Raw genomic sequence first — 12,116 nt, 5'->3', positions numbered from 1 at the left:
CTCACGAGCAGTCGGAGGAGGAGCGAGTGTCGAGCCTGGTCATCGGCCTGGGGAACCCGGGTCCCGAGTACGCGGAGACGCGCCACAACATCGGTCAGATGGTGATCGACGAGCTGGCGCGCCGCGGCGCATCGTCCCTCTCCGTCTCCAAGAAGACCCACACCCGCAACGCGACCGTGCGGCTCGCGGGCGGGCCCGTGGTCATCGGCTGCCCGATGTCGTACATGAACGTGTCCGGCGGTCCCACCTCGTCGCTCGCGAAGTACCACTCCGTCCCGCCGACGGACGTGATCGTCATCCACGACGAGCTCGACATCCCCTTCGGCACCGTGAAGATCAAGCGCGGCGGCGGCTCCGCGGGCCACAACGGCCTCAAGGACGTCACCAAGGCGCTCGGCACGCCCGACTACGTGCGGGTGCGCGTCGGCATCGGCCGCCCGCCGGGTCGCATGGAGGCGGCCACGTTCGTGCTCAAGCCGTTCTCCGCGACCGAGCGCAAGGAGCTGCCGTTCCTCGTGGACGATGCGGCGGACGCCGTCGAGGCGATCCTCGAGCACGGCGTCGAGGCCGCGCAGATGAGGTTCCACACGAAGGGCTGAGCCCGTCAGTCGACGAGGTGCGCGCCCAGGTGGCGCGCGAGGTCCGGCCCCAGCTCCATCGCCTGCTGCACGGAGAGCGTGACGCCGCGCAGGCCGGCCGCCTCCACCACGCGGCCGAGCGTCGTGCGCGACACGTCGAAGCCGTCGACGTCGCCGCGCGACGGCACCAGCTCCTCGATCGAGCCGCCCACGACGGACACCTCCTTGAGGCGCGAGCCGGTGAGGTCGAGCAGCCCGATCTGCGAGTCGACGATCTCGAGCCGGCGCACCTTCGCGTCGCGCAGCGACAGCACGTCGATCCGCGACGCGACGATCTTGTGGACGGAGACGTCGGCGCCGTCCATGAGCAGCGCGCCGATGCGCACGCCCTCGACGCGGCCGGAGAACACGCTCGCCCCCGGCGTGGCGAGGGTCGCGAACGACGAGCCGAGCATCGTGGTGCCGGTCACGCGCAGGTTGGGCAGCCGGCACTCGCCGCCCTGGCAGTCGCTGAACATGCACTCGAGCAGCTCGACCGCGTGCGCCTCGAGGTCGCCGAGGATGCCGCCGTCGAGGTGGCGCTGCTCGAGCACCGCGCCGGAGACGAGCTCCTCGGCGTGCATCGGCTCCAGGGCCTGCGTGTCCACGTTCTCCACTCTACGGAAAGTCCCGGACGCGCATCGTCCCCGGTCACGACGGCACCCGCTCGACAGCCGCACATCGCGGGTGGCTACTATCGAGGGGACGCGGCCGTCGCCCCTCATGAAACATCCAGCGGGGCGATCGCGTTCGACCGGGTGCAAGGCATCCGACCGAACCCCGAGCTGGAGGGAGACCCCGTGACGACCGACACCGCCCCCTGGCACCTGCCCCAGGTGCCCGACGCGAGCTTCGCCGCCGCACTCTTCGACCTGGACGGCGTGCTCACGCCCACCGCGGACGTGCACATGGACGCGTGGCGGCGGATGTTCACGGACTACTTCGAGGCGCACGGCATCACCCCGGCCTACACGGACGCCGACTACTTCCAGTACGTCGACGGCAAGCCGCGCTACGACGGCGTGCGGTCGTGCCTCGCGTCGCGCGGCGTCACCCTCCCCGAGGGCACGCCGGACGATGCGCCGGGCACCGAGACCATCTGCGGCGTCGGCAACACCAAGAACGAGGCCTTCGCCGCGATCCTGCGCGACGAGGGCGTGACCCCGTACCCGGGCTCGGTCGCGCTGATCGAGCACCTCGAGAGCGTCGGCTGCGCGATGGCGGTCGTGTCGAGCTCGCGCAACGCGCCCGCGGTGCTCGAGGCGGCCGGGCTGGCCGACCGCTTCGAGATCGTCGTGAGCGGCCAGGTGGCCGCCGACCACGGCATCGCGGGCAAGCCCGCGCCCGACACGTACCTGTACGCGGCGGAGCTGCTCGGGGTGCCCAAGGAGCAGGCCGTCGTCGTCGAGGACGCCATGTCGGGCGTCGAGGCGGGCAGGGCCGGCGCGTTCGGCCTCGTCGTCGGCGTCGACCGTGGCGCCGGCGCGGACGAGCTGCTCGCGGGCGGCGCGGACATCGTCGTCGAGGACCTGAAGGAGCTGGTGCAGGCATGAAGGTGGCGCAGCGCGCGCTCGGCGACACGACCGCGCCCGACTATGTCGACCGGCTGAGGTTCCCCGCGGACCCGTGGCGGCTGGTCGAGACCGAGTTCGGCTCCGAGGACATGGGCACGACGGAGACGCTGTTCTCCCTCGGCAACGGCTACCTGGGGCTCCGCGGCAACATCGAGGAGGGCCACGACGCGTACGCGCACGGCGCCTTCATCAACGGCTTCCACGAGACGTGGCGGATCCGGCACGCCGAGGAGGCGTACGGCTTCGCGCGCACCGGCCAGACCATCGTCAACGTGCCGGACCCCAAGATCATCCGGCTGTACGTCGACGACGAGCCGCTGCTGCTGTCCGTCGCGGACCTGCCGGAGTACTCGCGCACGCTCGACATGCGCACCGGAGTGCTCACGCGCGACCTGCTGTGGCGCACTCCGGCCGGCAACCGCGTCCGCGTGCGCTCGCGCCGCATGGTCTCGTTCCAGCAGCGCCACCTCGCGATCATGCAGTTCGAGGTGACGCTGCTCGACAAGGAGGCGCCCATCGCGGTGTCGTCGCAGCTGCTCAACCGGCAGGCGGGCGCGGACGAGTACCGCTCCTCGCCCGGCGGCGGCGTGGGCTTCGACCCCCGCAAGTCGGAGAACTTCAACGAGCGCGTCCTCGAGCCGCGGCTGCACCGCGCGCACGACGACCACCTCATGCTCGGCTACCAGTGCGTCAACTCCGGGATGACCCTCGCGGTCGCGATGGAGCACACGTACGACTTCGACGGCGAGGTGCAGGCCGAGACCGAGATCCAGCCCGACTACGCGAAGCAGGTGTTCCGCTTCCACGCGCAGCCGGGGCGCACGTTCAGCCTCACCAAGGTCGTGACGTATCACACGTCCCGGATGGTGCCCGCGCGCGAGCTCGGCGACCGCTGCCACCGCACGCTGTCGCGCGTGCGCAACGAGACCGTCGAGAAGCAGTTCGCGGACCAGGAGGAGTGGCTCGGGGACTTCTGGAAGCGCTCGGACGTCGAGGTCGACGGCGACGACCGCGTGCAGCAGGCGATCCGCTGGAACCTCTTCCAGCTCGCACAGGCGGCCGCGCGCGGCGACGGCCAGGGCGTGGCCGCGAAGGGCGTGACCGGGTCCGGCTACAGCGGCCACTACTTCTGGGACACCGAGATCTACGTGGTGCCCTTCTTCGTCTACACGTCGCCCGGCATCGCGCGGAACGCGCTGCGCTACCGCTTCCGCATGCTGCCGAAGGCGATCGAACGGGCCAGCGAGCTCGCGCAGCACGGCGCCCTGTTCCCGTGGCGGACCATCAACGGCGAGGAGGCCTCCGCGTACTACGCGGCCGGCACCGCGCAGTACCACATCGACGCCGACATCTCCTTCGCGATCGACAAGTACGTCAAGGCCACCGGCGACGACGAGTTCCTCGCGCGCGAGGGCATCGACATCCTCGTGCAGACCGCGCGCATGTGGGCGGACCTGGGCTTCTGGCGCAACATCAAGGGCGACGGGTCGAGCTTCCGCATCCACGGCGTCACCGGCCCGGACGAGTACACGACCGTGGTGAACGACAACCTCTACACGAACGTCATGGCGCGCTTCAACCTGCGCGCCGCGGCGGCGGCGGTGCGCAAGCTCGCCTCGATGTGGCCCGACCAGTACCGCAAGATGGTCGCGCGGCTGGGCCTCGAGGACGCCGAGGTGATCGAGTGGGAGTCCGCCGCGGAGTCCATGGCGATCCTGTGGGACGAGGACCTCGGCATCCACCCGCAGGACGCGCTGTTCCACGAGCGCGAGCTGTGGGACCTCGAGAACACGCCGCCCGAGCAGCGGCCGCTGCTCCTGCACTTCCACCCGCTGGTGATCTACCGCTTCCAGGTGCTCAAGCAGGCGGACGTCGTGCTCGCGCTGTTCCTCCAGGGGGACCAGTTCTCCTCGGAGGAGAAGAAGGCCGACTTCGACTACTACGACCCCATCACCACCGGCGACTCGACGCTGTCGGGCGTGGTGCAGTCGATCATGGCGGCCGAGGTCGGCTACCACGAGCTCGCGCTGCGCTACTTCTGGGACGGGCTGTTCGTCGACATCGCGAACCTGCACGCCAACACCGCCGACGGCGTCCACGTCGCCTCGGCCGGCGGCGTGTGGTCGGCGCTCGTGCACGGCTTCGGCGGCATGCGCGACTACGGCGGCGTGCTGTCCTTCGATCCGCGCCTGCCCGAGGCGTGGCCCGAGATGCGGTTCCGCCTCACGCAGCGCGGGACACGCCTGTGCGTGACGCTGCGGCCCGAGGAGATCGCCTTCACCGTCGAGGAGGGGCAGGGCCTCACCGTGATGGTGCGCGGCGAGCGGGTGAGCGTGCTGCGCGGCGAGGACGTCACCGTGCCGCTCGACGGTCAGGGGCCGCGCCTGCCGGGTGCGCCCGACGCCTCCGCGTTCCACGGCACGATGCGCTCGGACGGCTCGGTCGTGACGGCCTCGCTTCCCGCGGTGGTCGACGCGGACGGGGAGATCGACTAGCCCGTCCCGCCTGGTCCCGGCCCTCACCGCCTGTGGACAACTGTCCGGTTTGTCGGGTTCGTTGTCTGACCTGGATGGTGGACTTGTCACATGGCCGAGACGACCGTCGCCGATCCGCTCGACGGGCTCCGCGCGCGTGTCGAGGCTTCAGGCGGGCTGCCTGAGTGGGACGCGGTGGCGCTCATGCGGGAGGCGGTCGGTCGGCGGCGCGAGACCGATCTGGTGGTCGCGCAGATGGCCGCCAGGCTCGCCGTGCGGTCCGGTCCGGGGCGTGCGGGGATCGCGAGCCGGCAGGGGTTCCGGGGGGTCGATCAGCTGATCGCGTCCGAGACCGGCGGCACGGTGGCCGAGGCCGAGCGGCTGCGCGTCATGGGCACCGCTTTGTACGGCGGCCCGGACGATGCGCCGGGTGGTGCGTCGGTGCTGCCTCATCTCGCGTATGAGGCGAGGGAGGGCCGGCTGAGCGCGGATAAGTTCGTGCTGCTGCGTGAGGTGTTGATGCTGCATCCGGACGCGCGTGACATGGACGGCCTGCCGGTGGACGATGCGGTGCGGGCCACCCCGTTGGGGCAGGTGTCCCTGACACGGGTGGAGAAGATGGCCGTCGACAAGGCGGTGATCTCGCCGCTCAAGACCGTCCGGTCGTTGGTCGCGCAGCTCGAGGCGGGCCTGACGCCGCCCCCGGTAGGCGAGGAGCAGTACGAGGAGCTGTACCGCGCCCGGCTGGCGAGCGTGCGCGAGGAGGCCAACGGCATGGTCCGCCTCACCGCGATGCTCGACCCGCTGACCGCCGCACCTCTGTTGGCCGCGCTCGACGGGTACATGAAGAAGCAGTTCCGTGAGGCACGCGAGGACGGCGGCGAGGATCCGCCGACTCCGGGTCAGATGCGTGCGGACGGGCTGGGCTGGCTCGGGCGGCACGCGAACGGGTGCCGCCAGCCCCACGACGCCGTCAAGACCACCGTCAACATCCGCATCTCGCTCGCCGACCTCCAGACCGGCCACGGCTACGGGGAGATCGACGGGATCAGGCGTCCGATGCCCGGCAGCCTGCTGCGCTGGTACGCCGCGGACGCGGAACTCATCCCCACCGTGCTGGGCACACGGGGCGAGGTCCTCGACCACGGGTACGCGGAGCGCCTGTTCACGGCTGCTCAGCGGCGGGCGATCGCGCAGCGCGACCGGGGTTGCGCGTGGTGCGGCGCGCCGCCCAGCCACTGCGACGTCCACCACATCCGCTACTGGGTCGACGGCGGCAGGACCGACCTCGACAACGGCATCATGCTGTGCGTCACCTGCCACCACTGGATCCATCGGGACGGGTGGGCCATCAGGTTCCGCCAGGGCAGCCCCGAGTTCATCCCGCCCGCCTCGATCGACCCCGACCAGCGACCCCGACCCGGCTATCAGGCACGCATCAGGTTCGATCAGGCCGACCTGGTCGCGGCAAGCCGCGCCGGACCGGCGTGAGACCCGTCGCTCAGCGGTGCGTGATGCGGGCGAGGAACTCGCGCGTCTCGGGACGCTGCGGGTCGCCGAAGATCTGCTCCGGCGTGCCCACCTCGAGGGGACGGCCGCCGTGCATGAAGACGATGCGGTCGGCGACCGAGCGCGCGAAGGACATCTCGTGCGTCGCCATGAGCATGGTCGAGCCCTGCGCCTTGAGGTCGCGGACCAGGTCGAGCACCTCGCCGACGAGCATGGGGTCGAGGGCCGAGGTGATCTCGTCGAGCAGGAGCAGCTCGGGCTCGGTCATGATCGCGCGGACGATCGCGACGCGCTGCTGCTGGCCGCCCGACAGGCGGTCGGGGTAGTCCTCGACCTTCTCGCCGAGGCCGAACTTCTCGAGCAGCCCCACCGCGCGGTCGCGCGCGACGTCCGCCGCGGTGCCGTGGACCTTGCGGGCCGCGAGCGTGACGTTGTCGATCACCCGCATGTGCGGGAACAGGTTGAAGTGCTGGAAGACCACGCCGATGCGGGCGCGCACCTTGTCAACGTCCACGTCGGGGTCGGTGATGTCGTCGCCGTTCAGCAGGATCCGGCCGTCGTCGACGCGCTCGATGAGGTTGATGGTCCTCATGAGGGTCGACTTGCCGGAGCCGGAGGCGCCGATGACGACGACGACCTCGTGCTCGTCGACCGCGAGGTCGACTCCCTTGAGGACGTGGTTGTCGCCGAAGAGCTTGTGGACGTCGTGCAGCTCGAGGACGCTCACACCGTGCCTCCCTGCTGCTCGCGCGCGGCCATGCGGGCCGAGACGTGGTCGGTGAGGCGGATCATCGGGAAGCTCATCGCGACGAAGAGCAGACCGGCCACCACGTAGGGGGTGAAGTTGTAGGTGCTCGCGGTCGCGATCTGCGCGGCGCGCACCGCGTCGACCGCGCCGAGGACGGAGATGAGGCCCACGTCCTTCTGCATCGACACGAAGTCGTTCATGAGCGCCGGCACCACCTTGCGCAGCGCCTGCGGGATCACCACGAGGCGCAGCGTCTTGGCGTGCGACAGGCCCAGCGAGCGGGCGGCGATGCGCTGCGACGGGTGCACGGCCTCCATGCCGGCGCGCAGCACCTCGGCGACGTAGGCCGAGTAGCACAGCGTGATGCCGACGGTGCCGAGCACCGCGACGGAGATCCGGTTCTCGGGGTTGAGGGCGGGGATGCCGAAGCCCACGAGGTAGAGCACGATGAGCACCGGCAGGCCGCGGAAGAGGTCCGTGTAGCCGGTGGCGAGGGCGCGCAGCGGGAACCACACGGGACCGCGCAGCGACCGCATCACCGCGAGCAGGGTGGCGACCACCGCGACCGCGATGGTCGCGAAGAACAGCACCCGGATGTTGAGCCAGAGGCCCTCGAGGATCTTGGGGAACGAGTCCTTGGCGATCTCGGGGTTGAAGAACGCCTGCTGGACGTCCGCCCAGCCGGGCGAGCTGAGGACGAGCCAGCCCGCGACGGCCGCGAAGACGACCGTCGAGACCAGCGCGATGAGGACCGAGCGGCGGGAGGCGCGCTTGCGGGTGAGGCGGCGCTCCAGCTCGAGCTCGCTGGGAGCCCAGGCCTCCGCCGCGCCCGCCGCGCTCTCCGCCGCTCGGTCCGTCATCTCTCGTCTATCTCGGCGTCGGGTTACTTGAGGACCGGGACGTCGACCGCGTCCGACAGCCACTCGGTCTCGATCGCGGCGAGCGTGCCGTCCTCGGTGAGCGCGTCGACGGCCTCGGTCACGGCCGCGGTGAGCGCCGAGCCCTTGGGCAGGACGAAGCCGAACTCGTCGCCGCCGGTGGCGTCCTCGAACTGGCCGAGAATCTTGCCGCCGTCGAGCTCGACGGCCGCGAGGTAGAACGCCGAGGGAAGGTCGATGACGAACGCATCGATCTGACCCGAGTTGAGCGCGAGGACGGTGTCCTCGGAGGAGTTGAAGACCGCGAGGTTCTGGTCGCCCAGCACCTCGGCGGCGACGGTGTACGAGGTGGTGCCGGAGGGCACGCCGACCGTGAGGTCCGCGAGGTCCGCGACCGAGGTCGCGTCCGCAGCGGCGGAACCCTCCACCGTCACGACCGCCTGCGTGGTCGTGTAGTACGGCGAGGAGAAGTCGACCGCGTTCTTGCGCTCCTCGGTGATCGAGAACTGCTGGATGTTCATGTCCCAGTCCTTCGCACCGGGCGCGATGGCCGAGTCGAAGCTCGAGCGGACCCACACGACGTCCTCGGCCGCGAAGCCCATCTGCTCGGCGACCGCGTACGCGACGGCGGCCTCGAAGCCCTCGCCCGACTCCGGGTCGTCGTTGACGACCCACGGCTCGTAGGCGGGCTCGCCGGTCGCGATGGTGAGCTTGCCCTCGGTGAGGGTCTCGAGCGCGACCGCGGTCTCGCTCGCCTCGGGGGAGGTCGACGCGGAGGCGCTGGTCTCGGCCTCGGTGTCCGAGGAGGAGCAGCCCGCCATCATCAGCGCGGAGAGGGCGGTCGTCGCGATCAGGCCGGCGCGCACACGTGTGCTGGTCATGGTTGCTCCTTGGAAGAAGAAAGAGGGGGTTCAGAGAACGGCCGACGATGGCCGTGAGGCCACAGTGTAGCGGCGCACCCCCGGCACCCCGTCTCACCAGGCGAGACGGTCGTCCGAGGGGTATCGCGGGGTCGCGCGGCGCGGCGGAGCGCCCCTACGCGAGCCGCCAGTCGGCGAACGAGAAGCCCGGCGACACCATGCAGCTGACGAGGACCTCCTCGTCGCCGCCGAGCGACGCCGCCTGCCATGTGCCCGCGGGCACGAGGCACTGCGCGGCCTGGCCCGCGGCCCGGTCCGGGCCGAGAGTCACGGTGACCGGCGCATCGTCCGGCGCCTCGCCCTCGCCGCCGAGCCGCAGCTCGAGCGTGCCCGGGCCGTGCCACAGCCACAGCTCGTCGGACGTGACCACGTGCCACGCGCTCTCCTCGCCCGGGGTGAGGAGGTAGTGGATGCACGTGGCCGCGGGGCGCGTGCCGCCGGGGGTCTCGACCGGCGTCGACGACGTGTAGGTGCGCCGGAACCAGCCGCCCTCGGGGTGCGGCTCGAGATCCAGCAGGCGCGCGGTCGCGGGCGTCGCGGGGGCGTCGGTCATGAGGTGACTCCGGTGTGCTCGGTGAACGAGGGGCGGGCGACGCGGACCTGGCCCGACACGACGGTCGCGGCGGCGCGCCCGGCGCCGGCCGTGACGAGGGTCGTGACGGTCTCGGCGACGTCGGTGACGGGGATGTCGAAGAACGCGAGGTCGGCGCGGGCGCCCACCGCGAGGTACCCGGTCCGCTCGGGGCCGACGTCGAGGCCCATCGCGTGCGCGCCGCCGAGGGTGGCCGCCGACAGCAGCCGCTCGGCGAGGTCGTCCTTCGCATAACCCTGCGCGCGGGCGATGCGGTGGAGCTCGGCGACGTCGTCCATGAGGTCGAGGCTGGGCGCGCTCGACAGAGAGTCCGTGCCCACCGCGATCGGGCTGCCCTCCTCGAGGTACGCCGCGACCGGGGGCTCGTCGAGGCCGATCACCGCGTTCGAGCGCGGGCACAGCGCCACGGACGTGCCGCGGGCGCGCAGGATCGCGCGGTCCTTCTCCGTCATGTAGACGCCGTGCGCGATGTGGCAGTCCGGGCCGAGCACACCGAGGTGGTCGACGTAGTCCGTCGCGGAGGTGCCGTACCCGGCCTGCCGCAGCTCGTGGAGCGAGGCCAGCCCGCGCAGCTGCCACGGTTCGGTCGACGCGTGCGCGAACTCGCGCTCGATCGCGGACTCGCCCAGGTGGATGTGGATGCGGCTGCCGCGCTCGCGGACGATGTCGGGGATCTCCAGCAGCGGCGCGATCTCGAGCGAGTAGGGCGCGTGCGGGGACAGCCCGGTGCCGGGCGGCGACGGCAGCGCGTCGAGCGCCGCCTCCACCTGCGCGCGGCCCCGCTCGACCCACTCCTCGTTGGTCCAGTCGATGACCTCCCAGTACGTGATGCCGTGCAGACCCGCGTCGTGGAGGGCGCGCATCGCCTCGAGGTCGGTGACGATGTCCGCGACCGCGGTGGTGCCGGCCTCGAGCATCTGGCGCGCGCCCGCGGCGGAGTCCAGCGCCCAGTCGTGGGGCCGCGCGTAGACCGGGTTGAAGGCCGCGACCCAGTCGCGGAAGCCCTGGTAGCTGCCTCGGCCCACCTCGGCCATGCCCGTGTACTGGAGGTGCGTGTGCGCGTTGACGAGGCCCGGCATGAGGACGCCGGGCCAGTGCACGTGGTGGGCGTCGAGGCCGCGCTCGGCGAGCGAGCCCGCGACCCAGCGGCGCTCGCCCACGTGGAGGATGCGGCCGTCGCGGACGGCGATGGCGCCGTCCACGATGGGCGGCGCGGTCACCGGCACGACCAGCGCGGCGGAATACAGCGTGACGGCGGTCATCGCGCCCCCCGGTAGCGGCGCGACCGCCAGTCCGCGTCCGCGGGGGACGATGCGGCGGCGGGGTCGAGCGCGAGGCCCCGGGAGGCCGCGGCGACCTCCGCGACGTGGGCCACGGCCTCGTCGGCGAGCGGGTGGACGCCCACGCCGGGGCGGGTCTCGACCAGGTGGCGGACCGCCGCGAGCTGGGTCGCGAAGGACAGGTCCATGATCTCGATCGGGTTGCCCTCCGCGGCGGTCACGTTGATGCATCCGCCGCGGTCGAGGATCAGCGTGCCGCGCTCGGCGTCGATGTCGAGGTGGGGGATCGGCGCCCCCGCCACCACCACGGGCGCGAGCGACGCTTCATCGAGGTCCACCTCGCCCGGGACCCCGCCGGCGACGGCGACGATCGTGCCGAGCGCGAGCAGTTCACGCGTCACCGTGTCGGCGACCCCGGTGCAGGAGATGACGAGCGCGCCCTGCGCGAGGTCCTCGGCGCGTCCCACCTCGTAGCCGTCGTGGACGGCGAGCAGTGCGCGCAGCGGGTCGATCTCCGCCACGACCACGTGCGCGCCGAGCGCGCGCAGGTGCGCCGCGACGCCCACGCCCACCGGGCCGTACCCGATGACCAGCACCGGGAGGTCGCGCACGGTCGCGTCGGCGTGCTCGATGAGGTCCGCGATCGCGAACACGCAGCTCTGCCCGGTGCCGTAGCGGTTGTCGAAGCCGGTCTTGGTGGCAGCGTCGTTGACCGCGACCACCGGCGTGCGGAGCGCGTCCTGCGCCGCCATGAGGCGTAGCGGCGTGAGGCCCGAGGTGGTCTCCTCGGTGACGCCGATCCACCGCTCGACGAGGTGCGGCGCGGCCTCGTGGGCGAGGCGCACGAGGTGCGAGCCGTCGTCGACCACCACGTCGAAGCCGCGCTCGAGCCACGCGAGGGCCGCGGCACGCTCGTCCTCGCCGGACAGGTCCGGGTCCGCGTCGACCGGCACGCCGCGCGCGCGCAGCGCCGCCGCGACCTCGGGGTCGGTCTCGTCGGGGTGCGCGTAGACCGCGACCTCCGCGCCGGCGTCCTTGAGGAGCAGCGCGAGGTTCGCGGTCTTGGGCTCGAGCGTCATCGACACGCCGATGCGCAGGCCGCGGACGGTGCCCGCCTCCGCGAGCTCGGCGGCGAGCGCCGTCGAGACGGGCATCTTGGTGCGCGCGAAGTCCAGGCGGCCGGCGGCGTCGCCGCGCGAGCCCAGCGGGCGACCGCCCAGGGCGAGCGCCGCATCGTCCCCGCGGACGTCGATGTCGAGCACGTCGGGGCCGGTCGCGTCGTCCTCGACGAGGATCGCGCCGAGCGCGCGGGCCATGCCGGCGACGGCGATCGCGGTGTCGGCGTCCTCGGCCTCGGCGCTCACGCGCACCGGCCGTCCGGCGATGAGGAGGTTGGTCTCGCGGGCGAAGCGGCGGAGGATGCGCTCCGCGGTCGCGCGGGGGTCGATCATGGGGCAAAGTCTAGGAGTGCCGGCGCGGTCTCTCGCGGCACCATGGAGGCATCGCCGGGCGTCCGGGGGGTGA

The 12,116-nt window shown here is 72.0% G+C and carries 11 protein-coding genes; 4 read left to right on the top strand and 7 right to left on the bottom strand.

The features are described from left to right. The first annotated feature begins 26 nt into the window (after nt 1-26). On the top strand, nt 27-599 hold the full coding sequence (gene pth, locus AOM07_RS02225) for an aminoacyl-tRNA hydrolase (protein ID WP_062310982.1): 573 nt from the start codon (nt 27-29) through the stop codon (nt 597-599). 5 nt (nt 600-604) lie between these two features. On the opposite strand, the gene AOM07_RS02220 is transcribed toward pth, so the two are convergent. Continuing rightward, complete coding sequence (locus AOM07_RS02220; protein WP_156165626.1) at nt 605-1,225, bottom strand: hypothetical protein; 621 nt, start codon at nt 1,223-1,225, stop codon at nt 605-607. 192 nt (nt 1,226-1,417) lie between these two features. Between AOM07_RS02220 and AOM07_RS02215 the strand changes: the two genes are divergently transcribed. From AOM07_RS02215 to AOM07_RS02205, 3 genes are all read left to right on the top strand, one after another. Then, nucleotides 1,418-2,170, top strand: coding sequence for an HAD family hydrolase (locus AOM07_RS02215; protein WP_228374350.1), 753 nt, complete (start codon nt 1,418-1,420; stop codon nt 2,168-2,170). Beyond that, nucleotides 2,167-4,686 carry a glycoside hydrolase family 65 protein gene (locus AOM07_RS02210; protein ID WP_062310978.1) on the top strand — a complete coding sequence of 840 codons (2,520 nt, stop codon included), beginning with the start codon at nt 2,167-2,169 and terminating at the stop codon, nt 4,684-4,686. Before AOM07_RS02215 ends, AOM07_RS02210 begins: the two co-directional genes overlap by 4 nt. A gap of 90 nt (nt 4,687-4,776) precedes the next feature. Next, entirely contained in the window at nt 4,777-6,156 is a 1,380-nt protein-coding gene (locus tag AOM07_RS02205) for an HNH endonuclease (RefSeq protein ID WP_062310976.1), read from the top strand. Nucleotides 6,157-6,166: 10 nt separating this feature from the next. Here the strand turns inward: AOM07_RS02205 and AOM07_RS02200 are convergent, their stop codons facing one another. From AOM07_RS02200 to AOM07_RS02175, 6 genes are all read right to left on the bottom strand, one after another. Beyond that, entirely contained in the window at nt 6,167-6,901 is a 735-nt protein-coding gene (locus AOM07_RS02200) for an amino acid ABC transporter ATP-binding protein (protein WP_062310974.1), read from the bottom strand. After that, the gene (locus tag AOM07_RS02195; protein ID WP_062310972.1) at nt 6,898-7,782 is read right to left on the bottom strand and encodes an amino acid ABC transporter permease; all 885 of its coding nucleotides are present in this window, start codon (nt 7,780-7,782) and stop codon (nt 6,898-6,900) included. Before AOM07_RS02195 ends, AOM07_RS02200 begins: the two co-directional genes overlap by 4 nt. 23 nt (nt 7,783-7,805) lie before the next feature. Beyond that, the gene (locus AOM07_RS02190; RefSeq protein ID WP_062310970.1) at nt 7,806-8,681 is read right to left on the bottom strand and encodes an ABC transporter substrate-binding protein; all 876 of its coding nucleotides are present in this window, start codon (nt 8,679-8,681) and stop codon (nt 7,806-7,808) included. Between the two features lie 154 nt (nt 8,682-8,835). Then, nucleotides 8,836-9,273 (bottom strand): cupin domain-containing protein, encoded by a 438-nt coding sequence (locus AOM07_RS02185; protein ID WP_062310968.1) that lies wholly within the window; start codon nt 9,271-9,273, stop codon nt 8,836-8,838. Further along, nucleotides 9,270-10,574, bottom strand: a complete 1,305-nt coding sequence (locus AOM07_RS02180; RefSeq protein ID WP_062310966.1) for an amidohydrolase family protein — start codon at nt 10,572-10,574, stop codon at nt 9,270-9,272. Before AOM07_RS02180 ends, AOM07_RS02185 begins: the two co-directional genes overlap by 4 nt. Further along, a complete protein-coding gene (locus tag AOM07_RS02175; RefSeq protein WP_062310963.1) occupies nt 10,571-12,043 on the bottom strand; it encodes an adenosylhomocysteinase in 1,473 nt (490 codons plus the stop codon). The genes AOM07_RS02180 and AOM07_RS02175 overlap by 4 nt, the downstream gene beginning before the upstream one ends. Nucleotides 12,044-12,116 lie beyond the last annotated feature (73 nt).

This window comes from Demequina rhizosphaerae, assembly GCF_000971255.1.
GTDB classification, from domain to species: Bacteria; Actinomycetota; Actinomycetes; order Actinomycetales; family Demequinaceae; genus Demequina; species Demequina rhizosphaerae.
The sequence above is the reverse complement of the archived record's forward strand: the minus strand, read 5'-3'. Positions and strand labels throughout refer to the sequence as shown.